The organism is Sphingomonas sp. IC081 (assembly GCF_006874585.1).
Classification (GTDB): Bacteria; Pseudomonadota; Alphaproteobacteria; order Sphingomonadales; family Sphingomonadaceae; genus Novosphingobium.
Genome location: NZ_CP029765.1, coordinates 13,352 through 39,553, shown reverse-complemented (window position 1 = coordinate 39,553; position 26,202 = coordinate 13,352). Strand labels below are relative to the sequence as shown.

General features: G+C 63.1%; 30 protein-coding genes. 4 read left to right on the top strand and 26 right to left on the bottom strand.

All coding sequences use genetic code 11. The features are described 5' to 3' along the window. Nucleotides 1-65: 65 nt before the first annotated feature. The 8 genes from DM450_RS24495 to DM450_RS24460 all read right to left on the bottom strand — a co-directional run bounded on the left by DM450_RS24495 (nt 66) and on the right by DM450_RS24460 (nt 5,751). On the bottom strand, nt 66-503 hold the full coding sequence (locus DM450_RS24495) for a hypothetical protein (protein WP_142639968.1): 438 nt from the start codon (nt 501-503) through the stop codon (nt 66-68). Then, nucleotides 503-766, bottom strand: a complete 264-nt coding sequence (locus DM450_RS24490; RefSeq protein WP_142639966.1) for a type II toxin-antitoxin system Phd/YefM family antitoxin — start codon at nt 764-766, stop codon at nt 503-505. The genes DM450_RS24495 and DM450_RS24490 overlap by 1 nt, the downstream gene beginning before the upstream one ends. Nucleotides 767-840: 74 nt before the next feature. Continuing rightward, the gene (locus tag DM450_RS24485; RefSeq protein ID WP_142639964.1) at nt 841-1,209 is read right to left on the bottom strand and encodes a DUF3768 domain-containing protein; all 369 of its coding nucleotides are present in this window, start codon (nt 1,207-1,209) and stop codon (nt 841-843) included. Between the two features lie 17 nt (nt 1,210-1,226). Further along, complete coding sequence (locus tag DM450_RS24480) at nt 1,227-2,216, bottom strand: hypothetical protein (RefSeq protein WP_142639962.1); 990 nt, start codon at nt 2,214-2,216, stop codon at nt 1,227-1,229. After that, nucleotides 2,213-3,016: a hypothetical protein gene (locus DM450_RS26025; RefSeq protein WP_185928882.1), complete on the bottom strand. Its 804-nt coding sequence runs from the start codon at nt 3,014-3,016 to the stop codon at nt 2,213-2,215. The genes DM450_RS24480 and DM450_RS26025 overlap by 4 nt, the downstream gene beginning before the upstream one ends. 10 nt (nt 3,017-3,026) lie before the next feature. Further along, the gene (locus DM450_RS24470; protein ID WP_142639960.1) at nt 3,027-3,254 is read right to left on the bottom strand and encodes a hypothetical protein; all 228 of its coding nucleotides are present in this window, start codon (nt 3,252-3,254) and stop codon (nt 3,027-3,029) included. A 41-nt stretch (nt 3,255-3,295) separates the two neighbouring features. Next, the gene (locus DM450_RS24465) at nt 3,296-4,540 is read right to left on the bottom strand and encodes a hypothetical protein (protein ID WP_142639958.1); all 1,245 of its coding nucleotides are present in this window, start codon (nt 4,538-4,540) and stop codon (nt 3,296-3,298) included. After that, nucleotides 4,537-5,751 (bottom strand): helicase HerA domain-containing protein, encoded by a 1,215-nt coding sequence (locus tag DM450_RS24460; protein WP_142639956.1) that lies wholly within the window; start codon nt 5,749-5,751, stop codon nt 4,537-4,539. Before DM450_RS24460 ends, DM450_RS24465 begins: the two co-directional genes overlap by 4 nt. A 248-nt stretch (nt 5,752-5,999) precedes the next feature. Between DM450_RS24460 and DM450_RS24455 the strand changes: the two genes are divergently transcribed. Then, nucleotides 6,000-6,908, top strand: coding sequence for a HEPN domain-containing protein (locus tag DM450_RS24455; RefSeq protein ID WP_142639954.1), 909 nt, complete (start codon nt 6,000-6,002; stop codon nt 6,906-6,908). A 156-nt stretch (nt 6,909-7,064) separates the two neighbouring features. Here DM450_RS24455 and DM450_RS24450 read toward each other — a convergent pair. Continuing rightward, nucleotides 7,065-8,236 (bottom strand): IS3 family transposase gene (locus tag DM450_RS24450; RefSeq protein ID WP_142639952.1). Its coding sequence is split into 2 segments (ribosomal slippage): nt 7,065-7,972 and nt 7,972-8,236, totalling 1,173 coding nucleotides; the frame shifts between segments, so codons are not numbered across the junction. Between the two features lie 281 nt (nt 8,237-8,517). On the opposite strand from DM450_RS24450, the gene DM450_RS24445 reads away from it, so the two are divergent. Together DM450_RS24445 and DM450_RS24440 are read left to right on the top strand one after the other, a co-directional pair. Next, nucleotides 8,518-9,783 (top strand): SIR2 family protein, encoded by a 1,266-nt coding sequence (locus tag DM450_RS24445; RefSeq protein ID WP_142639951.1) that lies wholly within the window; start codon nt 8,518-8,520, stop codon nt 9,781-9,783. Beyond that, on the top strand, nt 9,780-11,525 hold the full coding sequence (locus DM450_RS24440; protein ID WP_142639949.1) for an ATP-binding protein: 1,746 nt from the start codon (nt 9,780-9,782) through the stop codon (nt 11,523-11,525). The genes DM450_RS24445 and DM450_RS24440 overlap by 4 nt, the downstream gene beginning before the upstream one ends. Before the next feature lie 202 nt (nt 11,526-11,727). Here the strand turns inward: DM450_RS24440 and DM450_RS26020 are convergent, their stop codons facing one another. The 8 genes from DM450_RS26020 to DM450_RS24400 form a co-directional block, all read right to left on the bottom strand. Further along, nucleotides 11,728-13,203: a hypothetical protein gene (locus DM450_RS26020; RefSeq protein ID WP_185928881.1), complete on the bottom strand. Its 1,476-nt coding sequence runs from the start codon at nt 13,201-13,203 to the stop codon at nt 11,728-11,730. Between the two features lie 22 nt (nt 13,204-13,225). Then, nucleotides 13,226-14,356 (bottom strand): phosphoadenosine phosphosulfate reductase family protein, encoded by a 1,131-nt coding sequence (locus DM450_RS24430; RefSeq protein WP_142639947.1) that lies wholly within the window; start codon nt 14,354-14,356, stop codon nt 13,226-13,228. Between the two features lie 4 nt (nt 14,357-14,360). Beyond that, on the bottom strand, nt 14,361-15,140 hold the full coding sequence (locus DM450_RS24425) for a hypothetical protein (protein ID WP_142639945.1): 780 nt from the start codon (nt 15,138-15,140) through the stop codon (nt 14,361-14,363). Between the two features lie 18 nt (nt 15,141-15,158). Further along, on the bottom strand, nt 15,159-15,665 hold the full coding sequence (locus tag DM450_RS24420; protein ID WP_142639943.1) for a hypothetical protein: 507 nt from the start codon (nt 15,663-15,665) through the stop codon (nt 15,159-15,161). A 50-nt stretch (nt 15,666-15,715) separates the two neighbouring features. After that, nucleotides 15,716-16,231 carry a hypothetical protein gene (locus tag DM450_RS26015; protein WP_185928880.1) on the bottom strand — a complete coding sequence of 172 codons (516 nt, stop codon included), beginning with the start codon at nt 16,229-16,231 and terminating at the stop codon, nt 15,716-15,718. A 16-nt stretch (nt 16,232-16,247) separates the two neighbouring features. Further along, nucleotides 16,248-16,442: a hypothetical protein gene (locus DM450_RS24410; RefSeq protein WP_236549604.1), complete on the bottom strand. Its 195-nt coding sequence runs from the start codon at nt 16,440-16,442 to the stop codon at nt 16,248-16,250. Nucleotides 16,443-16,557: 115 nt separating this feature from the next. After that, the gene (locus tag DM450_RS24405; protein WP_142639941.1) at nt 16,558-16,899 is read right to left on the bottom strand and encodes a hypothetical protein; all 342 of its coding nucleotides are present in this window, start codon (nt 16,897-16,899) and stop codon (nt 16,558-16,560) included. A gap of 241 nt (nt 16,900-17,140) precedes the next feature. Then, nucleotides 17,141-20,098, bottom strand: a complete 2,958-nt coding sequence (locus DM450_RS24400) for a Tn3 family transposase (protein ID WP_142639904.1) — start codon at nt 20,096-20,098, stop codon at nt 17,141-17,143. A gap of 138 nt (nt 20,099-20,236) precedes the next feature. Between DM450_RS24400 and DM450_RS24395 the strand changes: the two genes are divergently transcribed. Further along, nucleotides 20,237-20,797: a recombinase family protein gene (locus tag DM450_RS24395; protein ID WP_099231134.1), complete on the top strand. Its 561-nt coding sequence runs from the start codon at nt 20,237-20,239 to the stop codon at nt 20,795-20,797. A 517-nt stretch (nt 20,798-21,314) separates the two neighbouring features. Here the strand turns inward: DM450_RS24395 and DM450_RS26010 are convergent. The 9 genes from DM450_RS26010 to DM450_RS24355 form a co-directional block, all read right to left on the bottom strand. Continuing rightward, nucleotides 21,315-21,485 (bottom strand): hypothetical protein, encoded by a 171-nt coding sequence (locus DM450_RS26010; RefSeq protein WP_185928879.1) that lies wholly within the window; start codon nt 21,483-21,485, stop codon nt 21,315-21,317. 86 nt (nt 21,486-21,571) lie between these two features. Beyond that, nucleotides 21,572-22,009 (bottom strand): hypothetical protein, encoded by a 438-nt coding sequence (locus DM450_RS24390; protein WP_142639939.1) that lies wholly within the window; start codon nt 22,007-22,009, stop codon nt 21,572-21,574. Nucleotides 22,010-22,080: 71 nt separating this feature from the next. Next, complete coding sequence (locus DM450_RS24385) at nt 22,081-22,395, bottom strand: hypothetical protein (RefSeq protein WP_142639937.1); 315 nt, start codon at nt 22,393-22,395, stop codon at nt 22,081-22,083. A 175-nt stretch (nt 22,396-22,570) separates the two neighbouring features. Next, nucleotides 22,571-23,467, bottom strand: coding sequence for a hypothetical protein (locus tag DM450_RS24380; protein ID WP_306439320.1), 897 nt, complete (start codon nt 23,465-23,467; stop codon nt 22,571-22,573). Then, a complete protein-coding gene (locus DM450_RS24375; RefSeq protein ID WP_236549605.1) occupies nt 23,464-24,069 on the bottom strand; it encodes a DUF7007 domain-containing protein in 606 nt (201 codons plus the stop codon). Before DM450_RS24375 ends, DM450_RS24380 begins: the two co-directional genes overlap by 4 nt. A gap of 42 nt (nt 24,070-24,111) precedes the next feature. Further along, the gene (locus DM450_RS24370) at nt 24,112-24,330 is read right to left on the bottom strand and encodes a hypothetical protein (RefSeq protein ID WP_142639935.1); all 219 of its coding nucleotides are present in this window, start codon (nt 24,328-24,330) and stop codon (nt 24,112-24,114) included. Next, a complete protein-coding gene (locus DM450_RS24365; protein ID WP_142639933.1) occupies nt 24,318-24,542 on the bottom strand; it encodes a hypothetical protein in 225 nt (74 codons plus the stop codon). The genes DM450_RS24370 and DM450_RS24365 overlap by 13 nt, the downstream gene beginning before the upstream one ends. Continuing rightward, complete coding sequence (locus DM450_RS24360; protein WP_142639931.1) at nt 24,539-25,183, bottom strand: DUF6927 domain-containing protein; 645 nt, start codon at nt 25,181-25,183, stop codon at nt 24,539-24,541. Before DM450_RS24360 ends, DM450_RS24365 begins: the two co-directional genes overlap by 4 nt. Nucleotides 25,184-25,207: 24 nt before the next feature. Next, the gene (locus DM450_RS24355) at nt 25,208-26,137 is read right to left on the bottom strand and encodes an ArdC family protein (RefSeq protein WP_142639929.1); all 930 of its coding nucleotides are present in this window, start codon (nt 26,135-26,137) and stop codon (nt 25,208-25,210) included. Between the last annotated feature and the right edge of the window lie 65 nt (nt 26,138-26,202).

Here is a 26,202-nt window from a genome sequence, read left to right as displayed (position 1 = left end):
CTGCTAGAGCGCCGGACAGGTGCCGGGTAAACGCGACCGCCCGGCACCGCCATCATTTCATCGGATCAAGAGGTACGCTGTACCTGCCCAACCAAGCGGGCATCATAAGCTGCCAACCATTTCGTCCGAACGATGTCGTAGAGGCCTGCTGGCAACAGGCCATAGGCAACGCTGGCATCGGTATCACCTGGGACTGGACGAAGGTCAGGGCCAGGCCAGCGAAAGCGGTTGGCTTCAGTCAGGATGATCCAGGATCGGTCAATATCGAGACCGAGGCGTGCTTTCGTTCCTGCAGGAATTTCGACGGCGAGGCGTTCATCTGTAGGCGGCGTATGTGTGATCGGTAGCACGGTGACAACGTGTTCGCCGCCCTTCAATGTAGTTGCCAGCAATATGGCACAAGGGCGGTCTTTGCTGCCTTCCTCGCTACCGCTCTGGGCTTCATGGCTCCACAGGAATGAATAACGGATAACAAGGCCTGGAACCGGCGTGGGAAGCGGCATCAGTTACCCTGCAGTTCGTTGTCAAAATCTGCAGCTTGGCTCGGAGCCCGTGATGCAGCCACCAAAGCGCGATCATCATCGGTGAAGTCATTGATAGCGAGGACTTCCCGGTCACGGCTTTTCAAACGGTGGTATTCCGCAGCTGACATGAGCACCAAACTATCGTGCCCGTGATGGGTGATGGTGAGTGGGGCAATCAAGGCCTGCCGACTGATACGGCCAAATGACTTCGAAGCTTCCACGGAACTAACAGATGGTTGCATAGCGTATCTCCTCACCGGAAAATACGGACTTTCCGGACAAATATCAAGGCCGCATCCTGAAGTAGACCAGAGCCTCAGAGATCCTCGCGCACCATAAGCGTCATGACGCGGCGCGTGACGCTGGCGTCAGTGGGGTCAGGGGAACCCCATTTCAGGTCTGCGTCGTAGGCGTCGATCTGGAAATAGACCGTCGTTCCCCGGTAATCGATCTGGCCACGATCGCGCTCGGTCCTGTCGTCCTCGGGATAGCTGAACTTTCGGACTTCGGCGAGGATCTGGGCCTGGGCGACAAGCTCGGCCATGGTACTGTCAGCGAAAGTGCCAAGACAGGTCCGGGTGATGATGATCCGCCCGGTACGGTCGAGACCGTGGCGGCAACGATCGTTGAGACGGGCGATGATTTCCCGCTCAGACATGCCGGCGGTGGCAGTTGCGAGGGACATGGCAATTCTCCTGTAGGTCAGGCGGCGAGACGGGGACGCTGTGATGCGGGCACCGCAGCGTTGAAGCGTTCGATCCAGCTGCGCATGGTTGGGCGGTCATCGACGGGGATCGAAGCGGCGACGTCCTGAAACCGGATCAGGTCGAGCGGGGCCTCGGTGATGATCCGGTCGATGTCCTCGGCGGGAAGTAGCCCCTCGTGCCGGATGAAATCCGTCATGCGGCCCGGCCGCGCCTTGGTGGTCTTGCGCCAGAGGCCCTCGACCGTTCGCAGGCGCGGTGCCGCCCTCGCCTCCACCAGAACGATCAGCCGCAAGCACCAGGCTGGAAGTTCGCGGATCTCCTGCGCACGATTGGATATGCAGAGCCAACATGCGGACTTATCTGGCACCGGCAGACCTTCGTCCTCGATGCGGCGGATGCAGGCATCGCGATCCCAGCCCCATTCCCGAAGGGGATACTGGCATTCGTAGAGTGGATCGTCGATCGACAGGGCATGGTTGGCGCGCAAGGTGTCCCTTGGACCGGCGTCGTAGCCGATCAGGCGGATCACCCGCTGGCCGCGAGCCCATGCTTCCTGGGCGGGTTTCCATGTCTTCAGGAAGGCGTCCTGTGGAGCCTTCTTATATTTCAACGAACAGCTTGATCCACCGAGACTTTTGCTCGGCAAAGTCGCGTTTGTGAGGCACATTTCCAGCAGGGAATAATAGGGTGGCCAGTGTTTGAAGCGCTTGGGCTGGTAGCGCACGATTTCGTGGCGGATGCCGCGTGCGGCCATCCATGGCCGGATCACGTCGAGGTACTCGTAAGTGGACGGTTTCTCGACACCGGTATCAGCAGTCAATACCAGGTCAGGGACTTTGCCTTGCGCGACAAGCTCCACCAAAAGTGCGGTGGAATCGACACCGACGCCATAGGCGAGGACAGTCGGCGCCCGAGGCGGCAGGATGTAGTCCGGGACGCGGGAGCCCACGTCCACGGCCTTGGCTGTGATCTTCCCACCCCTCATGTCGAGGCCCTGGGGTGCTGGTCCCAATCGAACTCGGGCAGTTCGTCGATCTGGGGGCCGTCGCAGTCCCACATGATCCATGCGCAGTTTTCGCGCTTGGCGATGTGGATGGCAGAACGGATCTCGAGAGGAACGCCCTCGGCCTCGGTTATGCCGACGTCGTCGCCGACGTGCATGAACCAGCCATAGTCGTCCTTGTCGAAGCAGGTCCAGGGACAGTGCGGCATCCAGTCCGTGGCCGTGGCGGGGCTCATATGGACGGTGCCGAGCACGAGTATCCTGGCGATCTCGAGAGGAGGCGGGACGTGGACGGCCTTGGCGAGTGCGACGGGAGGGATGAAGGCGCCCTCCCCGATTTCGTCGGTGACGACGATCGGGGGCACGGGAAATTCGGCCTCGTCGAGATAGGCGTTCACCGCGGCGAGACTGCCGAGCGTCTCGATCTTGGCGCGATCGACATAGGCGGTGCCGTCTTCGCTGCAGGGATAGATGATCGGATCGCCGGTCCCGGTAAAGACCACCTTCTCCGGGCCCCATTGCCCGGTGAAGCCGTAGGAGGAGCGCACGAACGGTACGCCGTGGGCCTGGCAGATCGGTTCCAGTTCCTTGAAGGTGCCATTGGGGACTTCGTGCGCATAGAGGCGCAGGGGCTGGCCTTCGGGAATGTCGCTGTCGTTGAAAGGTTCGCCGTCCCAATCGGTGGACAGGGCCTCGGCCGCAATAGCGGCCGAGAGGGTCTGCCAGAGGAAAAGGTTGATGGTGCCGCCGATCGTGATCGACGCGGAAACGCGGTCTACCATGGTCCCGCCCTCAGCGCAGTTCTTCGAGGACATTTGCGCAAAGCTGCGCATCCTCGCGGGCAAGTCGTTCGACGCGCGGCATGTCGCCCATGTCGATGACTTCGTAATCGTCGGACATGAAGGTCCAGTCTTCCTCGCGGAAGTCGTCATGCCAGCACCAGGTTCCGTCGGGCCAGAGGACGAGTTTGATGCCTTCGTTGGCGTTCGGGGCGGCAGTCGGCTGAGTTTTGGGGCACATGCTGCATCTCCTGCTGGCGCGGAAAATCCTTGCCTTCGCCTTCACCCCTCCCCCTTCCCTTTCGCGGCCTCGGGCAGATTCAGGATGTCAGCGAGTGTCGGAGGCACTGGCCTGCGGGGGCGACGGCCGAACGCGAGGCCCTGCTTTGCGGCATATTTGTGCAGAGCATCGACCTCCCGGCCGAGCGCCGCGGCAAGGTCTGTGAGGCTGATGCCGTGCTCATGCGCGATCCGCAGCGCGTCCAGATGGTCGCTCGTCCAGCGCTGACGCCCTTCATGGGCAAGGCCGAGTATATTCGCGCGGGTGAAGATGGCCGCGCGCGTCCGGCCCATCTGGCGGGCAAGTTCAGGCGTCGGGATCTTGCCGTAGTCGCGTCGAAGCCGAGCTTCGTCGGCCTCGGACCAGTCAGGACCAAGGCGGAAGCCTTTGGGCCGTGCATGGGTGCCGCGAAGGTTTAGATATTCCGCTCGCCAGCGGATCGAGAAGACCGATCGACCCAGACGATTGCGAAGAGGCGTCAGGCTGGCGTTGTCGCGATAGGCTTTGATGAGCAGTTCATCTTCCTCGGGCATCCAGGCGCGGCCCCAACCCTTGCCCTGCCCGGTTCGCTTCATCAGTCCCTGAAGCGACGACTTGGTGCGGGTCGGGAATCCTTCCGTGCCAAGGATCGTGCCGATCTCGGCGTAGCTGTGTCCGGCTTCTACAAGTTCGATGGCGCGTTCGATCTCGGCGTTTGTCCAGCCCTTGGGGGTGCTGGCATGCTTGATGCCCAGCTTGCCGGCACGGCTATAGACACCGGAATGGGGTCTGCCGATTATCAGGGCGACCTGTGCTGTCGGAATGTCGGCGGCAAAGCCGGCGCGCAGCTGTGCATCTTCCCATGGCGTCCATGCCGGTGCTGCCGCTTCGCTGAGGCCAAGGATCGCGGCACGGGCATAGACTGCGCCGCATGAGCGGCCGAACCGCGCCGCAATAGTGGCTGCAGGCTCCTGTCCATAAGTCTGGATCAGTTCGTGGTCTTCAAGCTCGTTCCAGGGCCGTGTCGAATGACGGCGCAGGCCAAGGGTGCAGACCTTGTCCCTGACACCATGCAGGCCGCGTCCCAGGGCCTCGGCGATTTCCGGCATCGGGGTGTCATCGTTGAACAGCCGGCGCAGGGTGCGAACCTCCTGCGGGGTCCAGCTGTCTGATCGGTACTGCATCTCCCCCAGCGGCGCAGATGCCTTCGGCAACGGGTCCGCGAGTGAAACAAGCTCGACGATGATGGCTGCGGTGTCGTCGCTCATGACAGACCCACCACATGCACATCGCTGAGACGGGCGCGCAGCCGCGTATGGAGCCGTGCCATCCGGTCATCGGCCCGTGGCATGGTATCCACCGCCGAAAGCGCGGAGAGGACGTCCAGCGCCTGATCCACGGCCTCGCGCGAGATGCCGAGGTGCTTGGCCAGTTCGTTGGCTGTCGTGGCGTTGGGGGATATGCCTTTCAGCGCCAGGCAAATTGCCGTGGCGGTGGGTGCGATGGAATCGAGCAGGAAGGCATCGAGGGCGCGGCTGCCGCGAGACTTCAGGCTGTCGTCGCGCTGGCTCGGCGCTTCGCGAAGATGCTCGAGGTCGAGGAGCTTCTGAGCCTCGGAGTGGTCGAGGTCGGCTGCGCCATGCAGCTGAGGGGTGGCGCCGAGATGCTCGGTGATGGTCTGGTCGATCTTGGCCATGATCGGGGTGCGGGTGAGCGCGGGGCCGAAGGCGTAGAACTCGCCGGCGCGTAAGGTACGCAGCTTTTCGGCTTCGTTGCGGCTGAATCCCAGAATGTCGGCGGCGCGGATGATGTCGCGGTCGAAGACATTGATGCCGATGAGGAAGTTCTGAAGCTCGGAGACGACGGAGCTGGAGAGCTTGGCAAGGCGCTGTGTCGCGATGATGGGCGCGATGCCGCGTTTGCGGCCTCGGGCGCACAAGTCGGTGAGCGTGGCGACGCCGAGACGGCGGGTTTCCGCATCGCGGGCGGAACCGGCTTGATGGGGGGCAAGCAGGTGCCCTTCGTCGATCGCGACGAGAACCGTGTGCTTCCAGTCCTCGCGCGGCGCACCGACAAGGCCGGCGAAGAAGGCCGATGCCTTGATGATCCGTTGTTCGGGGTCGAGGTCGGTGAGATCCAGATGAAGGGCGATGCGATGGTGACGCGCGCGGGTTGCGGCGGCGGTCAGGCCATCGGCAGCGATTTCAACGGCCTTGAGCGTCGTCGCGCCGATGTGCGCGGCGAGATTGCCGAACTCGCCTTCGGGATCGACGATCATGGTCTGAACGTAGTCGAAAGCCTCTTCGACGATGCGGCGCATGGTCTGGCTCTTGCCGGCACCGGACCCGCCCTGGACAAGCATGCGTCCCGCAAGGACGCGGTCGAGATCCAGTTCGAGGGGGCCGTAGGACGTTTGGCCGATGGGAACCGCGCAGCGCGGCGGCGCTGGCGGTCCCGGCAGTTTCACGACGTTGGACATGGGGCGGCTCCTTTCGGGTTGCTCGCCTGTCCCTTCCCCCTCTCCTCAATTCGGCACTGGCCCCCGAGGACTCAGGGCATTACATGAAAGGGGCACTGATATACGCTTGCGCCCATTTTGGTCGTTCGAGAACCGATTAAGCGTCGCCGATATCTGCCTGTCCGCTATCCCTAGCTCCCTGATCGGCATGCTGTAGCGCGTAGAATAGTCCGATACCCGAATGCCCTACGCCTGCTATAGCTTGGCGCATGACAGACGTACCGACCGAAGGCCCCGCTTTCGAGGCAATGATGAGCGGGATCGATGCGGAGCTGAAAGCTAAAGGCGTGGACATTCCGAGCCGCCCAATCTCCGCCGTTGGCGAGGTGAGCATCCGTTATGGGAACATCCCTATCCCACTTGGGGAGGGGGCCGTTAGGGGACCGCCAGAGATCGAGCGCTACCGGCCGCTCGCGAGAGCGATACGGAATTGGTATTACGAAACATATGGAGACCGGATCAAGATTGACATGGCGGTGGGCAAGATCGTCCTACTGCTCGAGGGCGACCTGTACGCTCTGCGGATCCCTCAGTTCGTCGGCAGCGTAAATTTCATTGCGGAGCGAGAGTGGATCCAGAAGGCACCAATTGGCCGCGGTTCCGCAACCACCAACGTCGTGCAGCTTGTAGACGGCATGACACCAGGGTTGGCTCAAAGACTATCTGACGAGGCGCTGCTTGAAATTGGGTCCTCGTTCGAGATCGGCCTGCTTGCATTCTATACCCTTATGAGCACACAGAATGAACTGATGGCCATTGCGCGCAACGATATAAAGATGGCGGTATCGAACCTGATGGAGCGACACGATCACTTCGGCGCTTCGAAATGGGCGTCGCTTCAGTCAGCCGAAAAGGTTCTGAAGGCCGCAATCGCGCTCAAAGGCGGTCGCTTCAAGTACGTGCATGATCTGGGGCAGCTGTGCCATCAGCTTACCGAACTTGGCATGGTTTTCGACCATGCTCGGCTCGTCGACGACATTCAATGCACGCCGAAGATCAGGTACGGAGAGGAGGCGTGCTCGCGCGAACAGGCACTTGTGGCGCATCAAGCTTCTTTGGTCTTGGTCAACCGGCTGCGGGATGCGGGCGCAGGCTTCGAACTGGGGCTGGGTGGATAATGAATCCCGTGCGTGCCGTATGCGCCCATCCAGGCCGCTCAATCAGAAAAGTCTCGCGCCTTACGAGCGGTAAGTCCGGTTGTGGCCGGGGGCTGTGAGGTGGTCCCGCCTTCTTGGACAGTTTGGCGGCTGAGTTAAGCTAATCCCGGTTGTCGTTCATGCCGCCTGTTTGATCATCAGATCATGGGGGGCATGCCCCCCATGATCTGATTGCCCGATCCGCCGATAGGCCTCGACCGGGGTTTTTCCGGCCAGGCCCGAGTGCGGACGCTGGGTGTTGTAATAGGTGATCCAGCGGCCAAGGCCAGCTTTCAACTCCGAGCCGGTCTCGAAGGCGTGGAGATAAACGCATTCGTACTTCAGGGATCGCCAAAGGCGTTCGATGAAGACATTGTCCATCCACCGGCCCCGACCGTCCATGCTGATGCGGACCTCTGCCTCGCGCAGCACAGTGGTGAAGGCCTGCGACGTGAACTGGCTACCTTGGTCGGTATTGAAGATCTCGGGCTTGCCGAAGCGAGCCAGCGCCTCCTCCAGCGCCGCGACGCAGAACCCTGCATCCATCGTATTCGATAGCCGCCACGCCAGCACCTTCCGGGTTGCCCAGTCCATGATCGCAACCAGGTACAAGAAGCCGCGCCGCATCGGGATGTAGGTCACATCGGCGCACCAGACCTGATTGGGCCGGTCGATCACCAACTTGCGCAGCAGATACGGATAGACCCGGTGCTGCGGGTGCGGATCACTCGTGCGCGGCCGCTGGTAGATCGGCGTCAGGCCCATCTTCGCCATCAGCCGCCGGGCCCGGCGGCGACCAACCTCATGGCCTGCGCGCCGCAGGTGACGTGCCATCTGCCGGCTGCCGTACCAAGGGCAGTCCAGGAACGTCGCATCGATCACCGTCATCAGCGCCAGCGTCTCATCCGCTTCCGGCACAGGCGCATAATAATACGATGAACGGCCAATCGAGAGCAGGCGACATTGCGCCGAGATCGACAGGCAGTGGTGAGCAGGTTCGACCATCGCCCGCCTCCGCTCCACGCTCATCGACCGAAGGCTTTCGCTAAAAAATCCCGCTCCACCACCAGTTGCCCGATCTTGGCGTGCAGCTTCTCTACCTCGCTCTCGCTGGCAGCCTTGACCGCATCGCCGGCTCCGGAGAACGTGCCTGCCATCCCGTCAATGGCCTGCCGCTTCCAGGAGGCGATCATCGTGTGGTGCACGCCATGCTTGGCTGCCAGTTCCGCCAGCGTCAGGTCACCCCGGATCGCTTCCAGCGCCACCTTGGCTTTGAAATCGGCGCTATAGCGCTTCCTCGTCGTCTTCATTCCCTTACCAATCCATCAGGTCGGGATTAGCTTAGCATCCTGTCCAGAAAAGCGGGACCACCTCACTGGGACAATGCTGTCATTTTAGACGGCCCCCCAAAGTGGCAATTTTTTGGCAAGAGCTGACGTTCGCACAGCAGACCATCCAAGGTTCGCTTCCAGAGCTTCGGTCACCCGCTGATGGCGGGGTGAGCTGTCGAAAAATGCAGGCCTATCGCTTCCCTTTAGTTCAAAAGCCCGCGAAGCTCCTGGAAACAGAGTGAACGACAACAGGGGTCCAAATGCCATTCTGGGACGGCCGTGCTGCCAATGCTGCGGATATCAGACTCTATGTTCCCGGCGCGGGCTGGCGGGCGGCGGTCAGCATGGAGGGCGACACCGACGACGCGCCGGTTCCAGGGTCGGCCAACGCGGTCGGCAGCGTGCTACTGAACATCCTCAACGCCACCAATCTGGTAGTCCTCACCGGCACCGGCTCGTCTTTCGGCGTCAGCAATCCGCAAGGGCGACCGACTCCGGCGGGGATGTGGGATGTCTGGGTCGCTGTGCGCGCTGCGGCGGGCGACGCTGTTTTCGATGCGATCGTTGCCAGCTTCGGCGCCGAGCGCGTGAGCGAGAATATCGAGAAGCTGCTCACCTTATGCAAACTCTATCTCGAACTTCATGACGGCGAGACGAGCGAGCCCGTGCTATCCATGCAGGCTTTTGTCGAAACCGCCGAGCAGGCAATCTTGGCGCGCGTTGATTTCATCGATCGAGAGAGCGGCCTCGACGCTCACGATGCTCTGATCCGCAAAATCGGACGCCGTGGGGTACGCAAACCCCGCGCCAAACTCTTCACAACTAATTATGACCTCTGCTTTGAAGAGGTGGCGCGCCGATCACGTTTCACGTTGATCGACGGTTTTTCGCACAATCTCGACCAAACCTACGATCGCACCCATTTCGATCTCGATATCGTGCGTCGGGAGGGACACCGCGAGAACCCCGACTATGTTGCCAATGTCCTACAATTCTACAAGCTGCATGGCTCGATCGACTGGCGCCGTGTCGAAGGCGACATCCTGCGCACCCGCGCGCAGGTCGGCAAGCCGGTCCTGATCTATCCGCGTTCAAGCAAATATCAGGAGAGTTTCGACGCGCCCTATCTCGACATGCTCTCGGCCTTCCAGGCGGCATTGCGCGAACCAGATACCGCGCTCCTGATTTCCGGGTTCGGGTTTAATGACGATCATATCAGCAGTCCGATCATGTCCGCGATCGAATCCAACATGTCGCTGCGGCTCGCGATTTGCGATCTTGCTTTCATCCCTGACGAGCAGCTGGTGCTCGGGGCCCACGATCTGGCGGGCAAGGCCGAGCTTCCCAACCGCTTTCTTACCCGGTTCCGGCGTCTAGCCGACAGTGGCGATGCCCGTGTGCACTTGATGAACGGCCGGTTCCAGGATCTCGCCGCCGCGATGCCGGACCTGATCGGCGAAACCGACCGCGAGCGGCATGTCCAGCGCATGCGCGCTATCCAGCAAGGCGCGGCGGGTCCGGCATGAACCCGATCAATCCGATCGAGACCGATCGCTACGTCGGTACGGTGACCCAAGTCACGGCGTCCCATGTCCATATGAACCTGCCCAACGCCGTGCCGGGGCGCGAGAGCCGGGGAACGTCGTTGGGAGCGGTCGGCGACTTCGTATTCATCGATTGCGAACGATCCTTCATACTTGGTCGCATCGTCGAGACCCGCCTGCCCGACGGCGAGCGGCTGACCGTCGAGCCCAAGGTAGGTGATGGCGGTACGGTCAACCCGATCGGGCGAGTGCAGCTGCTCGCCGCCGTCGAACAGCGTTCCAATCGGCTGAAGCGAGGCCTTGTCCAGTTCCCGCAGATCGGTGACGCAGTCTATCTCGCCCAGCCCCAGCTTCTCGCGACCCTGATCCGCAATGCGGTCGCAGGATCAGACGATCTGACCCTAAGCATCGGCCGGATCGATGCCGCCGATGGGGTTGATGTCTGCCTGCCCCCCGATCGCCTCTTTGGGCGTCATTGCGGGGTGTTTGGCGCGACCGGGGGAGGCAAGAGTTGGACGGTCGCTACGCTGGTCGAGCAGGTGAAGGCCGCCGGCGGCAAGGCGGTTGTTCTCGATCCGACCGGCGAGTTTTCCGACCTCGCCTGTGTCGACACGGTATTCACCTTTGCGGAGCCGACTGCGGGTCAGGAGTTAGCGTATTTCCCCTATCGGCACATGACAGAGGACGATCTATTTTCGCTGTTCCGGCCATCGGGACAGAGCCAGGGACCCAAGCTGCGCGAAGCGATCCGCAGTCTCAAGCTGGTAAGCGCAATGGGGGCTGCCATCTCGCAGGGCGTCACTGTCGCGGACGGAACGATCATCAAACGCACGAAGCCGCGCGCGCCATTCCTCACAGCCGTGCGCGATCACGCGGTCACGCTGCATGCGCCTGGATGCGCTTTCGATATTCATCGCCTCGCAGAGCAGATCCGAGCCGAGTGCATCTATCTGACGGGTGAGCCTGGCCATTTTGGCAATGCCGACCAAGGCAGTGTCGCCTTCTGCGAAAGCCTGACTGCGCGGATCAACACGCTCCTCGCGTCGCAGGAACTGCAATGCGTCTTCGGACAGGACGGGGTCTCGCTGGTCGACGAACTTCGTGCTTTCTTCGAGGACGACGCGCGAGATGTCGCCGTGGTGTCCTTCAAGGAGGTGCGTTTCGAGCATAATACACGCGAGATCCTTCTCAACGTGATCGGACGTTTTCTGCTCAGCGAGGCGCGCGCTAATCGTTTCCGGACCGACCCCCTGGTGGTGTTCCTTGATGAGGCCCACCAATTTCTCGGCCGGACCGTCGGGGACGATTATGCGTCGATCAAACTCGATTCCTTTGGCATTATCGCCAAGGAAGGCCGAAAATATGGGCTGACGTGCGTGCTCGCGACCCAGCGCCCGCGCGACGTGCCGCCGGACGTGCTCAGCCAACTTGGCACTCTTATCGTCCACCGCCTGACCAATGATCAGGACCGCGAGACGGTCGAGCGCGCCTGTGGCGATCTCGACCGCGGTGCCGCTCAGTTCGTGCCCATGCTTGCACCGGGCGAGGCTGTGGTCATCGGCCCTGAACTGCCCGCACCGGTGCCGATCTTCGTACGTCGCCCCGCGACCCCGCCCGACAGCAAAGGGCCGGCGTTCCAAAAGTCTTGGCAGGATCGCCTTGCGAAGCGGCAGGCCGCTCTAGAACCGCCCCTGGCTCCCGCGCAGGGCGAGCCCGCACCGTAACCAAGAACTGATTTCGTCCGTGGGATTGCAGCCCGCTTGGTCCATTCGTCGTCGACCATTTCGGATATCAATATCGTCAGCTATCGCCGAGACCCGGCTCAGAACCGGACAGTCGCCTACCGGCCCAAGGCAGTCTGCCGCGAGTGCACGGAAAACAGGTGTTGTCGACGCCAGCGGTCGCTAGCGCATCTCCGTGCCCGTTCTATGTAAAGCCCCCGGGCTGGGCAGTGAACTCGGAAGACGCATAGGCGCGCCAGAGATGGCCTTCGGCCTCGATCTGGTGTTCGAAGGTGCGGATCGAATTTCCGACGGTGACGATCAGGCCCTTCTCTTCATCCAGTTCGATGTGGCCGGGTTCGTAGAGACGGCCAGGCCGGATGCAGGGTTCGTTGTCGCCCATTTCGCAACCGGCGGCTGCGAGGTCGGGCACAGTGATGCCGGTGCAGCGCCACAGGTCGAAGCGTTCGCCTTCGGCGCTGGCGGTCATGTAACGCTCCCTGGCGATCGTCCATGCCGCGTTGACGTGATCGAGGTCATCACCGATGTCCGTAATTGCGCCGCGGGCGATCAGCTGATCCCCGCGATAGGTGAGCCACACGGCGAGCATGACCATGTTGGCATCGAGGTGATCGTGCGAGGCGCAGCAGCCCGGCGTGATCGTCTGGTTGGTGAGGCGCATGGTCTGCCATTCGTCAGGCGTCAGTTGGTGGGCGAGAGCCTTGGCGAAGGCGCAGGCAAGCGTTTCGCGGTTCGCGTGCTCCATGGCCTCGGCGTAATCCTCGCCGGTGTAGATCGCCTCAAGCTCGTCATCGGCATTGCGGCGATAGAGCCCAAAGCGGGGTTCGCCCGCGATTTCGCGGACCGCAGGCTCGGGATAGTCGATCCACATTTCCACCGGCTCGCCCATCGGCCCGGTGCAGACTTCGAAGCTGGGCTTGGTGTCGTTGCGCCAGCTTTTGTCCGTCCAGTCTCCCGGAATGGGCGGCATGCAGGCAATGGGATAGTCGGGGAATTGCAGAGCCCACCGGGTTTCGACTTCCTGTGTGGTGTAGCCGAAGGCGAGCGACACAAAGCCACCCTCGGCCTTCAGCGCCTTGACTGATGCGATCAACTCGCGGTCGCCGTCGGCACTCGAAAGCAGTTCGGCGCGAACATGCGGCCACGTATGTTCGGCCACGCTGATGTTGAGGAAGCCGTTCCATTCACGGTCATCGGTGTAGCCGGGGAAGATCGTGCCTTCGCCGAACGACCACGAGACTTCGCGGCGCCCGCCTGCGTCGCGCGCTTTTGCGCGGGGCGAGGACTTTGGCTCGGCCTTGTCGAGCATCAGCACGAGAATGGAGGGGCGATCCGCTTCATCCAGAGGGCGGGAATCGAGGATATGGCGGCCACCCCGCCCGATGCCGAATGCGTTGAAGGTGGGCGAATGTCCGCCATTGGCATTGGCGCACTTCGTCCCGGCATCATGGTACTGAATATCTACGAATCCTGCCGGGCTTCGTTCGCGATCGGGCAGGAAGCAGAAGGTCACACGGCGGCCGTCGCTCGTTCGGGCAGTGATGGTGTATTCGCCATCGGGAACGTCGATGGGCTTGTGCGGCACGTCGTTGAAGCCCGCAAAGCCGAGCGCGACGGCCTCGGCCTGGGACATGACGGGATGGTCCGTGGAAGCGGTCATGGCAGTCTCCTATTGCTATCGGTCAGGCGGCGCGGCGCTGGGCGATGAGGTCGGCAAAGCGGTCCCGCACGGCGCGGGCGGTCGGAAAGCGGTTGGCAAGCTGGTGGCGCGCGAGGATCGGCGCACGGGCCTCGGCAATGGCCGCGGCCTCGGGCAATGTCGGCAGGCGCGGCGGCCACCCCCTGACGTATCGCAGACCCTTGGGCATCGCGCCCTCGACCTCGCGGCGCCGATGCGCGTCGATCTTGGCGGCCGCGATGCGGATCTGCAGGTCTGGCGGCAAGAGATCAGGTGCGGTGTCCGCAAGCCAGCGCGCTGGCTGAAACGAGAACGTGGACGTCGCCTCGAGGTCGCACAGGTGGATCAGTGCATCGCGGTTGGCGGGAGCGTTGGCCGATGCGCGGGCGTCGGCGATCGACTGCAGCACGCAGAAACGGCAAGAAAGCCGCGAACTGGAGTAGCAGGTATAGGCTTCGTGAAGCGGGATGCCGAGATGGCGGTGTGCGGCGAAGACTTCGGCCGTCGTCCATTCGACGATGGGATGCCAGAGCATCATGCGCGTGCCATGGGCATTGCCTGCACCGGCGTAGCGCGTGTCAGCCTTCCATTCCGGGGCTTTGGACCGCGCGGTGCTTTCATCACGGCGGATGCCAAGGACGTTGATGATGGTCTCGCCACGCAGTGTGCGCGCCAGGTGCGGGCCGATGACATGCGCCTTGGCCTCGGAGGTGCAGAAGCGCAGCGAGGCCGAGGACCATGGACCGATCAGGTTGTAGGTCTCGAGGGCCTCGTAGCGGCGCTTGCCGTTCTCGAAGCGCTGTGCCCAGCGGTCGAACAGGTCGCCGGCGTTACGGCGCACGACGCAGAGCGGTAGATCCGCAAGTGCTGCCAGCTGTTCGACCATGGCGGGGGTGCTGTCCCATTCGGCGCGGCCGAGGTCGGCATGGATGACCAGGCGACGGTTACGGGGATGGCCGAGCTGATCGAGCATGATCGAGACGGCGAACATCGCGGCCGAGGAATCCTTGCCGCCCGAGACGTTAAAGACGATCCAGGCCCCGGCCTTGATCGCGGCGCGGATCTCGGCAGGCAGGACGAGCGAAGGCAGTCCTGCCGGCGCGGTGCCGGCAGGCTGCAAATGCTGATGCAGCATGGGATCAGTGGGACGTCAGATGGGTGGTGATCGCCGCTTCCTCGACGACGGGAAGCCTGCTTGCGAGGTCGCGCGCGATCGCTTCGCGGTAGGCGACCGCCATCCACATTTCGCGCGGGTGTCCTCTGTATTCCTTGCCGACCAGCTTGATCTTGTCGCCGTACTGTTCGATGCGCTGCCCGTTGTAGCAGACCAGGATCTCCCATTGGGTGACGCTGAAGCGCTTCTGCTCGATGGTGACAAGGGCGGGGTCGAAGACCGGCTTGGGTGTCTCGGAAGGACCGGCGCCCGTTCCGAGAACGCGGCCGATGATGCCGGTGGTGCTGTGAAAATCGATCCCGGCGTCAGTGATGATGACGCAGCCGCCGCCAAATTCGTCAGGCCGCAAGGCATCGCAGGTGTGCGCCCATGAGAATGCGCAAGGGAGTGCGGATTTGCAGGCGGTGAAGATCAGGTTTGCCACCTGATCGACGCCGAACTGGTTGCCGCTGAAGCTGACTTTGCAGTGTCCCTCGGCATCGACTTCGCTGATGACGATGCTGCAGTCGAACGACGGGAAATCGGGATCGTCGAAGAGGTCGAGAAAACTCCCGAAATCGTCACCGTCCTTGGGCGGGAAGAGAGCGGCAAAGCGCGGACCGAGGTTGTCGTATTCGAGGTCGCGGGGAGTATCGCTCGCGAAATCCTCGACGATTTCGCTCGCGCGCTGCGCCAGCCTGACCAATTCGGCATCCTCGGCGGTCATCTCGAGGATGAAGGAACTGGAGAGGTAATTGTTTGCCATGATGGATCTCCTGAGCAGTCAGGCGGGATCGCCGGCGAGACGCGCGCAGGCGGTCTCGGCGAGTTTGGGGAATGCGGCCGAAAGGTTGGTGTGGATCGTCTCGAATGCGGGGATCGCGAAACGACCGTTGGCGCCGGGCCGCGTGGTCAGCAGCGCGCCGATCGCCACTTCGTCGAGTTCGGGCCGGGGAATGGAGGCGACGTTGCCGTCATATTCGACAGGACAGGCAATCGCAGCCTCGATCCAGGAGCCGAGCCCGTCTTCTACGGCCTCGGCGTAGGCGGCGACGGCAGGATCGTCTTCATCGTCGATGTGCAGGACGAGGGTTCGATAGGTGCCGAAATCGTGCCGGTTAGGCTTGCTGGTGAGGCGGCATCCCTGCGGAGGAAGGCCATGGATGGCGATGATGCCGATCCGATAGGCGTCGATCTCGAAGCGGTTGACCCGCGCGAAATCGGGGGTCTGGCCAAGCTGGGCGCAGTCGGCGTTCGCGGGCGCTGCGCCAATGTCGATGGTGTAGGACAAGGGAACCTCCGTCGATCCTCCATGGATCGCCCATCCCCTTCCCCCTCATCTCAAGGGTCATCAGGCTCGATGGTGAAGTTCCAGCCATGCACATGAAGCATCTCGTTCGTGCCGCGATCGAAGGCCAGGAAAGTGTCATCGAGGTCGGCTTCAGGTTCGATCAGCCATTCGAGGGTATGGTGGGTACTGTCTGCGATGACGGCGCGCGTGTAACCGGCCTCGCGGGCTTCGGCCTCGGTGTGGATCGGCGGAGGCGATGCCTGGATGAAGGGCTTCGCAGCCTCCTGGGCAGGCCCATCGAATGTGCCGAGGGTCTTCAGGCGATCGGTCTCCAGCGTCGCGCCAAGATCCTCGGGCAGATCGGCATATTCGGCGGCGACCGTGATTGCGGCCGCTGCGGTGGGAAGTTCGCCGGGGGCAGCGCCCTTCCAGATGTATGTCGCTTCCTCGCCGTCGATGCGGGGATGGGGTTGCATGACCTGGACGAAGAACGTGCCCAAAGGCCGGTCCCATCCGATGGCGACGCTGCTCGCAACGCCTTTTCCGGGAAAATCATAACGGCTCATGAGGGTGGATCTCCGTTCAATTCGCCAGCGCGAGCCATTCCACATGCCAGGGGCGCGGGAATGGATTGTAGCGGATGAAGGCAGGGACAAGGGGCATGCCCATGGCAGCGAGGCTTTCCGCCGTGGAAACCCGCTGGAGGGCTTCGGCAAGGTCATCTTCCAGCATGAAGTCCAGCATGGCAGCTTCGTGGACCTGTTCACAAGTGAGCATTGTCCAGTCCAGCGCATCGAGGAAACCTCGCGGCGCTGGGTGAAGCGTTCGATCCGGGCGGCATCGCTGCGAACGAGATCGAGAACCTGATGTGTGGTGAGCATGGGATGTCTCCCTAAGCGGCGATGGGCTCGCGCGGCGCCTGCGTGTGGGGCTCGATGGGCGCGGGCGAGGGTACGATGGCATCGAGCCGCAGATCACGGCGGATGCGCGCTGCGAAACGGATTGGCCGGACGAAATCGCGCATTGCCGCGAAGCGCAGCTTCTGGCCGGATGCAGGACCGCGTTTGGCGAAGTATTGCACCTCGTTGCCCTCATGGAGCGGGCCGACGCTGAGCATGATCGAAATGTCATCGCTCGACAGCGCGACATATCCCGCGATTGCCGGGTCGCTGGGTGTGGAGCTGATAGAGTAGCTGCCCGGCGCCAAGCCGATTTCCATCGCGAGCGCCTTCATGGCCTTGGCACCGTCCTTGTGGAATCGCTCTTTGGCAACGCGGTCATGGGCCACTCCACGCACGGCCAGGGTGAGAAGTGCGGGAAAGCGTTCGAGTTCGATGACGCGGCGGCTGCAGGCGAAACGCAGGCTGTCATCATCGGCGCGGTCGGCGGTGACGGCTGCGAAGTGGGGCTGACTACACGAAAGTGCGTTTTACGTACGCCAGGGGGGAACCTTTGGCGAACGCGGGTGAATGGCATCATGCGGCCAGGAGCGAGGAAGGCGTGCGCAACGGGCGGAGCTGGCCGGGATCGGGGCGGCTTTCGACATTCCAGCGATAGTCGCCGGTGAGCGAGATATGCTCCCATCCCAGCGGGGCGATATGGCGCGCAACGTCCTCCGGGATCGCCAGCGCCCCGACCGCCCGTTCGAGATAGCGGGTGTTCCACAGGATGATGGCGGCCACGAGGAGATTGAGGCCGGAGGCGCGATAGGTCTGGTTCTCGAACCGCCGGTCGCGCAGCTCGCCGAGCTGGTTGAAGAAGAGCGCGCGGGCGAGCGCGTTGCGGGCCTCGCCCTTGTTGAGACCGGCCTGGGTGCGCCGGCGCAGGTCGAGATCGCGCAGCCAGTCGAGCATGAAGATCGAGCGCTCTATCCGCCCGACCTCGCGCAAGGCCAGCGCGAGTCCGTTCTGGCGTGGGTAAGCGGACAATCTGCGCAGCATCGCCGAAGCGGTGGCGGTGCCGCTGCGGATCGAAGTGGTGAGGCGCAGCAGTTCGTCCCAATGGGCGGCGACATGCCCGATGGCTACCGGATCGCCGGTCATACCGGCCAGCAGCGGCCCCGCTTCCTGGCCCGGCAGTAGATGCAGGCGCCGGTCCTTCAGGTCGCGCAGGCGCGGCGCGAAGCGGTAGCCGAAGAAGGGCATGAGGCCGAACACATGGTCGGATGCGCCGCCGGTATCGGTGTAATGCTCTTCGATCGACAGGCCGGTGGCATGGTATAGCAGCCCGTCGAGAACATAGGGAGCCTCGCCGGCGGTCGCCGCGATCACGCGGCTCGAGAACGGATCATATTGGTCCGAGACGTGGGTGTAGAAGCTGACGCCGGGTTCATTGCCGTTGCGCGCATTGATGTCGCCGATCGCGGCGCCGCGCCCGCCCGCATGGAAGAGCTGGCCGTCACTGGAAGAGGTGGTGCCGTCGCCCCACAGCGCGGCCAACGGCACGGTGCGGTGAACGTCGATCAACCGCCCCAGCGCCTCGCTATAAGCGGCTTCGCTGATATGCCAGTCGTGCAGATGGGCGAGCTGACGCAGGGTCGCGCCCTGACAGGTCTCGGCCATGCGCGTCAGCCCGAGATTGATGCCATCGGCCAGGATCACGGTCAGGAGCGCGTTACGATCGTCCGCCACGCGACCGGAGCGGCGATGGGTGAAGCACTCGGAAAAGCCAGTCCAGCTATCGACCTCCAAAAGGAGATCGGTGATCTTCACGCGTGGCAGCCGATCATAGGCGACGCGGCGCATATTCTCTGCATCCGGCGGCGTGATCGCCTTGAGCGGGGATACGACAAGGCCATTGTCGTCAAGGCGCACCTGGGGCAGTTCTCCCTGTCGAGCGAGGATCGTCACCCGCTCGATCGCGGTGTCGAGACTGGCGCGGCGACCGGCGACGAAGCTGTCGAAATCAGTATCGATCGCCAGTGGCAGCGGTCCTCGCGCGCGCATCGCATCGAAGGTTGCAGGCGGCAGGAGATAGCTGTCGAAGGCGCGATAATGACGGCTCGCCGCCACCCATATGTCGCCGGCGCGCAGCCGGTCGCGCAGTTGGGTGAGCACGCACAGCTCATAGGCGGCGCGGACGACCACGCCATCGCGCAGCACGAACGGCCGCCATGACGGCGGCACGAAGCGGAGCGGTGGGTTATCGGGCAGGCGCCGTCGTCCGGTGCGATAAATGTCGGCGATCAGCCGAACCGCATCGAGCAAGCCCTGCACCGCACCGGCCCCGCGAAACTCAAAGGCGTTGAGGAACGGCCCGATCACGGAGCGCAGCGAGCGCTGCCGTTCGATCAGTTCCGCCGTGCGGTCGATTGTTTCCGGCGCGATCAGTAGCTCGGCGTCCACGACCGCCGTTCCCAACCTTTCCCAGTCGATCGAACTGATGGCGGCAAGAGAATCGACGCCTCGCGCCCGCGCGTCGAGCAATGTCCGGCATGAGCCGGTGAGCAGGCGAAGCTGCGCCTGCAATGACCGGATCGTGCCGATCGCCTTGTCCTTGGTCCGATTCTCGGCCCGTCGCATCATGCTCCCCAGGAGCTTGTCCATCATCGTCAGCACCGCATCGGTCAGGCTTTCCTCAAGCCGGATGCCGGCAGCGACAAGGATCGCATGACGGCGTAGGTCGGGCAGTTCCGCCAGATGCTGCGGCGTGATGCGCGCCGCCTCGTCGGCGATCCGGTCGAATGCCGCCTGCGGGATGGTCGCGGCGCGCGAGGCCGCCAGGCCCAGCGCGCGAACTTGGTCGAGCCGTTCGATCAGTCGCAGGATATTGCGCGGGGCCGGCGATAGGGGCGGGTTGCGCAGCCATGAGAGCCAGGTCGCGCTTTTGTCGTCGCGCCGCGACAGGAGGGCGTCGAGCGTCGCGCGTTCGGGTTCGCCGAGATCTCCGGCGAGCACGTCATGGACCAGATCTCCGGCCTGCTGCCGCGCCCGTCGCACTATCGCCTCAATCACCGTCACGGGCGGCAGCAGCAATCGCCGGCGTCGCATCTCGTCGATGACGATGCCCGCAAGCCGCGAGGACTGGGTGACGGTCTGCGCGATCGGCATGGCGAACGCGACCAGCGCGTGGAAATCCGCACGACTGAAAACGAGATGACCGAAGCGCCGCGACAGGTCGGCGAGGTGCGACCGCCGCGTTTCGTCGCGGCGGGCATAGTCGCGCCATGATGCGGGCGACACATCCAACTGATGGGCCACGAACGCGAGGATCGGCATGGGCGGCACTTCGCCGGCTTCCAGCACGCGCCCCGGCCAGCGCAGATACAGCATCAGCATCGCATAGCCGAGACGGGTGACGTCGCCACGCCGGGATGCGATCAGTTCGAGGTCGTCACGGGTCAAGGTGAAGTGACGCGCGATCTCGCGTTCATCGAGCGACGGATCATAATGGCCCGCAAGCATCTCGCGGGTTAGCAGGTGTCTTCTGGCCAAGGTCGAACCCCTCCATGTCGCTGTCCGTCAGACGTCCGTTGGACGGTCACTGGGAATGTGTCCATCAACTCTGGACGTTCGATGGCGATTCGGACAAGATCGCATTATGATGGGAAAACGGACAGTATGGGGCGGCCCGTGGCGCTGATCGGCTATGCGCGGGTATCCACCCCCGACCAGAAGCTCTCGCTTCAGCACGACGCACTGGAGCGGGCAGGATGCGACCGTGTTTTCGACGATCATGCGTCGGGCGCCAGGACTGACAGGCCCGGTCTTGCTGAAGCGCTGGCCTATCTGCGCGCCGGCGACACGCTGGTGGTGTGGAAGCTCGATCGGCTCGGCCGCTCGATGAGCCATCTGATCGAGAAGATCGGTGAATTGGCGTCGCGGGGCATCGGGTTCCGCTCGCTCACCGAGAACATCGACACAACCACGCCGGGAGGCATGCTGGTGTTCAACATCTTCGGCTCCCTCGCGCAGTTCGAGCGCGATCTGATCCGCGAGCGCACCCAGGCGGGTCTGCGCGCCGCGCGCGAGCGCGGCAGCAAGGGCGGTCGCCGCCCTGTCGTCACTCCCGACAAGCTGCGCAAGGCCCGGGCGCACATCGCAGCAGGCCTTACTGTGCGGGAGGCCGCCGCCCGCCTTAAAATCGGAAAAACCGCCCTTTACAAAGCGTTGGAAGGCGCAACGGCGGAATAGCTATGGCACCAAATATCGATCAGATCCGTTACCACGCTACACCAGCGCGGTCCCGCGTAGACGCACGTATTCGGGTTATCATGGGAATCTACATAGCCTGCTTCGGCCTCGGTTTTTTCAATCATGCGCGAGACTTTGTAGCATACGGATGGAGGCCCTATGATTGGGGACCATTTCAACTCGAGCTATTTTGGACATCACTGATATTCTTAGACGCGCTTGCTATTGTGCTACTTCTATCGCGCTTCAGACGGGCGGGATTGGTTTTGGCCGCGTCAATAATGATCGGTGACGTCGCTGCAAACACCTACGCTCTGGTAGCTTTGAGCATTCCGGCATTTGGCTTTTCGGTGCCGCTTCAGGCAACGTTTTTGGGCTTTATCCTAGGCTCGCTACCGTTCGTTTGGCCCGCAAAACCTTCTATGTTCCGATGAGCGCTGGCGCCTGTAGCAGCCTTCCCCCGTAATCGTACTGCATTCGTTCGTGTATCGCGTACGTAAAACTCACTTTCGTGTAGTCACCCCAAGTGGCGCGCGAGGAGCGCGATTGCCGGGTCATGGTCGGGGTCGACGCCGGCGATACGGCAGTCTTCCATCGCCCTGTTGAGCGCATGCAGCGTCGCGGTAATGGTCGTGAGGCTGCTGGGGTCGATCGCCTGCATGTGACGGAACGGGACGTCGTAGGTCATGGTAGGGCTCCGGGTCAGACCGAGCGCATTCCCGCGCTCGATCCTCCCTTCCCCCTCTCCTCTGCGGCCTCGGACCCTTGGCTGTTTCAGGTCTCGGAGGGGAACCAGTCGGCCTCGGTGATCGTGCCGGTGGCCTCGAGCGCCTCGATGTCGTCGAGCTGCCAGCGCCTACCGCCGGGTCCGAGATTGGCATAGCCCGCGTAGAAACGGTCGTTGTGCTCGATGAACTGCGTGTAGACGCGCTCAACGACGGCTTCACCGACAAACCAACCGGGGTTGAAGCGGCTATAGATCGGGGGGAGGACGCCCAGCATGTGGGTGTAAAAGCGCTCGGTGACGCGGGTCAGCGGGAATTTCGCGAGCGTGCGGGCCACTTCGGCCTTCCAGTAATCATCGCAGTCGAGAAGGAAGGCCGTGGGGTCAGTCCGCTGGTATGCGGCAAGCGCCCGGTTTTGGTCCGCGGCCTCGGCAATATAGGATTGGGCACGCGGGTTCTCGCCGGTCATGATGTAGCAGTCGGGCATGGAGGGACTCCTCTCGCGAAGAATTTCGCGCTGAGAACACTCCCTCTTTTCTCTTGGCCGCGATCCGGATTTCAGGTCGTTGCGCACTTCCTGGCCCGCCACAGACCGATCAATTCGCTCATAGCCTCTCGCTCACCGAAGGCGTCCGCATAAACGGCACCGGGATGATCCGCGAGATAACCGATGATGGTGGCAATATCGATGCCGATCGCACGATCGAGGCCGAAGATGTCCGAGACGTCGAAATGGCCCCAATCGTCACCATTCCACCATGCAAGGAGGAAGTTCGCAACCTTGGCGGACTGTCCGGTATCCGACCGAGCAACGTCGATCAGGCGAGAAAGAGAGGCGGCAGCGTTGGCGTGATCGATATTGATGGCAGTCATGACGATCTCCTTCAGGGTGAAGCGTATGCGAGGAAATGAATAGAAGCTACAGGCAAGCTATGCTGGTGCGAGCGCGGTAGATGTCGGCCGCCCACGTTTCGATCCAGCCAGTGGTTACTTCATCGTGGGCAAGATCGCCGGTTTCTATAAGCGCGCGGATCTCCGCCTGTGCTTGCTAGATGGCGGCTTCCCATGGATCAGACGGACTTTGTGAAGGTGCCGGTTCTATCGTGATCGTGAGCGGGCGATGAGGCTCGCGCAGTCGATCGAGCTGGGCGATGGTCCATCTCTCCATATGGTCGGCCGCGAAGGCATCGGTCTTCGAGACCTGCCGGCGCCGGGCATCACGGCGCGCGGCCGTGCCCCAGGCCTGGGAATCTAGAGAGGCTACGCGATGTGCGTAGGGCTGAAGGAAGGGGATGGCGGCTCCCTTCACGCCGAAGAGGTGGAGGCGGGGGCCAGGGTTGGGCAGCACCGCGTCGAGGTGCGCGACAACGGCGATCAATCCGTCAGGGCCATGGATGTCGCGGCGACACATGGAGCCGACGCCGACGATCGTGCCGGGATTCATCGACCACGCCAGCATTTCGGCGCAACGCTCGTAGTCCTCTGGATAGCGACCCTGCAGGACGGGCATGAACCGGTCGATGATGCCGAGGTCATGCGCGCGCGATCGGCATTCGCGGTTCGTCGCCACGGTGCGGGCGATACGGTCGAGGACTTCGGCGCGATCGGCGGCAATCTCCGCTTCGCAGCAATAGTCGGCGGCCGCGAAGCGCCGGAACGGATAGGATGCGGCCAGAGCCATGTAGTCGGCGATCGACCATGGATAGCCGCCATATCTGGACATCAGGACATAGCCCGCGCTGTCGAGGTCGAGGCTGTTGAGCCCGTGGGCATTCGTCAGTTGACCAGTGCGCCAGCCTCGCCATTCGCGCCAGCCCCCTGATGCGGTGCGCCAGCGCGAAAGGCAGTTCGCGGAAATCAGCATGGGCTGCTGTATGATCCGCGCGCGCTGAAGGATTGGTCCTTCGTTGAGATGGGGCAGGCCGACGATCACCTCGATCGTCATGGCAGGATCTCGGCGTCGAGTTCGTCGAAGCTGATGACGCTGGCGCGCTCATCATACCGGGCGGCATCGACGAGGGCCTTGAATATGGGATCGGCGTATGTCGGACGGGCCAGATGATCGACGCTGGCGAGCCGGTAGCCAAACACGCCGACTTTGCCGCTCGGCACCCAATCGGCCCAATCGCCGTAGGCGGTGGTCACAACGACCTGACCGATGCGTGCCTCGAACGCTTCGCGCTCGCGCCTGACATGGCTCTGGCGGGGTTCTACGGCTTCGCCGGCATAGGCTTCCCATCGCTCGGGCCGCCAGCATTTGACGGTGCTGGTGGCAAGCGAGAGTTCGATGTCGAAGAGCGGATCTCCGGCAGCGGCAAATTCGGTCTGGAACGCCACGATCACGAGCGACCAGTCAACGTCATGCTCGTACTCGGGTTCATCCAGGCGCAGTGCCTCGGGCATCGCGGCCTGGCGTGTTTCGGACAGGATAAAGCCGCCATGCGACGGGGTCACGACGCGCCAGATGCCGGGGAGCCGCTGCGTGGTAGTGACGGGCTTGCCCCAGCGGGTCATCTCAGGTGCGGGGGAGGAAGCGAATGCGGGCATGTGTACTCTCCTCGATCGTTCGCTTCCACCTTCCCGCTCCCCTCATTCGGCCTCGGAGAGCCAGGTCGCCATGTTCTGGACGACGGGGCGCCGCTCGCAGTGCCGCCGAGCGCCCTCGGCGCTGTTGATGGCGCTGTGAAGGCGGCCAGCGGCCTTGGAGGCCCCGGCCTCGCGCAAGAGGGCGCGGGCACGGCGCATGAGTTTCAGGGCGTCGTCGATTTGTTGCTTCGAACGCGGTGTGGCGGGTTTCAGGCGGGGCATCTCAAGTCCTCCTGTCTCTTGAGGGCAATGCGCGCGGCGACCTCGCTTGCCGAAAGGTCAGTGCGCTCGATCACGCGCCAGGGCTGCAGGTCATTGCCGGGGGTGATCATGACCGCGATTCCGGCCTGCATCATGCGCTGCGCGACGCGGATGGCATTCTCGCGGCTGCAGAGCCGTGCCCGCAGCGGCGAGAGGGTGGATGCCGCGCTCATGGCGGGGGCATCGCAGCGGATGGGCGGGGGGCGAAGACCGTTCGGTGGACCTTCGTTTCCGGGACGATCGACCATTCGAGGTCACGGAAATTGCGAATGCGGTAGTGGCCGTATGTGCCGACAGGCCGGAAGGTGATGGTCGCGCCCCGCTTGATGACGGTGAACTCGTCGCCGGCGAAGCCATCGGTGAATGTGATCGCCTGCGGGAATTTGACGCGCATGCCGTCGACGATCTTCCGGGAACGCTTCTGCAGGCGGGCGAGGCAGCGCCGACGCCAGTCGAGAGCATTCTCGTTGGTGGTCGGCGTCAGCAGGCGAAGGATATTCTCGGGTGCTTCTGCTTCGCAGGGGCCCATGCCTTCGCTCATGTCCTTGAACCCGAAGTGCATGGCCTCCTTGTCCCTCGGGTTCCACTTCACGAGGCAGACCATGGCGATGACCTCGGTCGGCACGCCGTTTTCGGAGTATTGCACCGCTGCGTACCACACCCGGTTGCCGGGGCAGGACGAGGCAAGGACGCGAGCGCCGCGCGCGATTCCGTTGTCGTCCGGCGCATTGATGAAGGTGAACTGGGCGTCGAGATAGGACTTGGGCGTAGCGTGCCCGCCCATGTGGTGCCTGTTCATGAAGAGCCAGCCCATGGTGATGTCTCCTGCTAATGGAAGTCATGCCGCGGCCTTCAGGGCATCGCCGGCAGGCGCGTTCGCCTCGGCAAGGCTGAAGGCGCGCAGATAGTTGAATGCTTGCTCGGCTTTGGCCGAGGCGGTGAAGATGGCGCTGTGGTCAGCGCGAAGCACCTTGATCCAATTAGCAAGGTAGCTGGCATGGCTGTCATGCAGCTCGGTCGGCAAGCCGAGGTCGGCGCAAACGTAACTTGCTGTTAGTTCAGCACAAAGTTCCTCGACGCAGTAAGCATCGTCACCGAAACGCTTGCCGAAAGTGCGATTGAGCCGCTCCTTGCTGCCACTCCAATGGGCACTTTCATGCGCCCTCGTGGAAGCGTAGGCGTCGCCCGATCTGAAGCAGCCGGGGCGGGGAAGCTGGATGTAATCGCCGAGCGGGCTGTAATACGCCTCGTCGCCGCCGTGGCGAACCCGGGCAGGGATCGCCGCGAAGAATGTATCGATCGCGTCCTGGCGCTGCGATAGCAGGGTCGGTGTCGGGGGTACGTCGCGCGCGTAGTAGTAATCGGGCAGGCCCTCTATCTCGTCGGCGTTGTAGACGATGTAGTGACGCAGGAAGCGGATCAGCTGGCCGGTAGCCTCGCCCAGCAATCCCGGCTGCCCTGCCTTGCGGAAGCTGGAGGCGTAGATCGACATGGATGGATCGGCCTGGCGGCGCACATGCGCGCCAAGTTCCTCGGCCTGGCGGGCTGTCATCCAGTAGCGGCTGCGGTAGCCACGCGCGTCGGCGATCGTCCAGAGCCAGAGGCAGTTGATGCCGTTGTACGGAGTGCCTTCATGGCGGAGCGGTCGGCCGCCCTCCCCGGTCAGCGACCAGGAGCGGGTCCACGGGGTTGTGCCGGCCTCGAGCCGGGAAACGATGGCATTGGTGACTTCGCGCGCGATGTCGCGCGAATTGCGGGGTGTCTTCATCTGGAATGTCCCTTGTCCGGTGTGGCGAGAAAAGCCGCCGGTGAGCCGTAAAGCCCACCGGCGGA

What these genes read in the sequence shown, in the direction of transcription:
- DM450_RS24410 (WP_236549604.1), bottom strand. Translation starts at nt 16,442, where the DNA reads ATGCTCACTTGTGAACAGGTCCACGAAGCTGCCATGCTGGACTTCATG.
- DM450_RS24385 (WP_142639937.1), bottom strand. Translation starts at nt 22,395, where the DNA reads ATGACTGCCATCAATATCGATCACGCCAACGCTGCCGCCTCTCTTTCT.
- DM450_RS24430 (WP_142639947.1), bottom strand. Translation starts at nt 14,356, where the DNA reads ATGCTGCATCAGCATTTGCAGCCTGCCGGCACCGCGCCGGCAGGACTG.
- DM450_RS24440 (WP_142639949.1), top strand. Translation starts at nt 9,780, where the DNA reads ATGAACCCGATCAATCCGATCGAGACCGATCGCTACGTCGGTACGGTG.
- DM450_RS24425 (WP_142639945.1), bottom strand. Translation starts at nt 15,140, where the DNA reads ATGGCAAACAATTACCTCTCCAGTTCCTTCATCCTCGAGATGACCGCC.
- DM450_RS24490 (WP_142639966.1), bottom strand. Translation starts at nt 766, where the DNA reads ATGCAACCATCTGTTAGTTCCGTGGAAGCTTCGAAGTCATTTGGCCGT.
- DM450_RS24470 (WP_142639960.1), bottom strand. Translation starts at nt 3,254, where the DNA reads ATGTGCCCCAAAACTCAGCCGACTGCCGCCCCGAACGCCAACGAAGGC.
- DM450_RS24370 (WP_142639935.1), bottom strand. Translation starts at nt 24,330, where the DNA reads ATGCCCCGCCTGAAACCCGCCACACCGCGTTCGAAGCAACAAATCGAC.
- DM450_RS24380 (WP_306439320.1), bottom strand. Translation starts at nt 23,467, where the DNA reads ATGACGATCGAGGTGATCGTCGGCCTGCCCCATCTCAACGAAGGACCA.
- DM450_RS24480 (WP_142639962.1), bottom strand. Translation starts at nt 2,216, where the DNA reads ATGAGGGGTGGGAAGATCACAGCCAAGGCCGTGGACGTGGGCTCCCGC.
- DM450_RS26020 (WP_185928881.1), bottom strand. Translation starts at nt 13,203, where the DNA reads ATGACCGCTTCCACGGACCATCCCGTCATGTCCCAGGCCGAGGCCGTC.
- DM450_RS24390 (WP_142639939.1), bottom strand. Translation starts at nt 22,009, where the DNA reads ATGCCCGACTGCTACATCATGACCGGCGAGAACCCGCGTGCCCAATCC.
- DM450_RS24360 (WP_142639931.1), bottom strand. Translation starts at nt 25,183, where the DNA reads ATGGGCTGGCTCTTCATGAACAGGCACCACATGGGCGGGCACGCTACG.
- DM450_RS24365 (WP_142639933.1), bottom strand. Translation starts at nt 24,542, where the DNA reads ATGAGCGCGGCATCCACCCTCTCGCCGCTGCGGGCACGGCTCTGCAGC.
- DM450_RS26025 (WP_185928882.1), bottom strand. Translation starts at nt 3,016, where the DNA reads ATGGTAGACCGCGTTTCCGCGTCGATCACGATCGGCGGCACCATCAAC.
- DM450_RS24495 (WP_142639968.1), bottom strand. Translation starts at nt 503, where the DNA reads ATGCCGCTTCCCACGCCGGTTCCAGGCCTTGTTATCCGTTATTCATTC.
- DM450_RS24355 (WP_142639929.1), bottom strand. Translation starts at nt 26,137, where the DNA reads ATGAAGACACCCCGCAATTCGCGCGACATCGCGCGCGAAGTCACCAAT.
- DM450_RS24445 (WP_142639951.1), top strand. Translation starts at nt 8,518, where the DNA reads ATGCCATTCTGGGACGGCCGTGCTGCCAATGCTGCGGATATCAGACTC.
- DM450_RS24465 (WP_142639958.1), bottom strand. Translation starts at nt 4,540, where the DNA reads ATGAGCGACGACACCGCAGCCATCATCGTCGAGCTTGTTTCACTCGCG.
- DM450_RS24405 (WP_142639941.1), bottom strand. Translation starts at nt 16,899, where the DNA reads ATGAAGGCGCTCGCGATGGAAATCGGCTTGGCGCCGGGCAGCTACTCT.
- DM450_RS24375 (WP_236549605.1), bottom strand. Translation starts at nt 24,069, where the DNA reads ATGCCCGCATTCGCTTCCTCCCCCGCACCTGAGATGACCCGCTGGGGC.
- DM450_RS26010 (WP_185928879.1), bottom strand. Translation starts at nt 21,485, where the DNA reads ATGACCTACGACGTCCCGTTCCGTCACATGCAGGCGATCGACCCCAGC.
- DM450_RS24460 (WP_142639956.1), bottom strand. Translation starts at nt 5,751, where the DNA reads ATGTCCAACGTCGTGAAACTGCCGGGACCGCCAGCGCCGCCGCGCTGC.
- DM450_RS24485 (WP_142639964.1), bottom strand. Translation starts at nt 1,209, where the DNA reads ATGTCCCTCGCAACTGCCACCGCCGGCATGTCTGAGCGGGAAATCATC.
- DM450_RS24455 (WP_142639954.1), top strand. Translation starts at nt 6,000, where the DNA reads ATGACAGACGTACCGACCGAAGGCCCCGCTTTCGAGGCAATGATGAGC.
- DM450_RS26015 (WP_185928880.1), bottom strand. Translation starts at nt 16,231, where the DNA reads ATGAGCCGTTATGATTTTCCCGGAAAAGGCGTTGCGAGCAGCGTCGCC.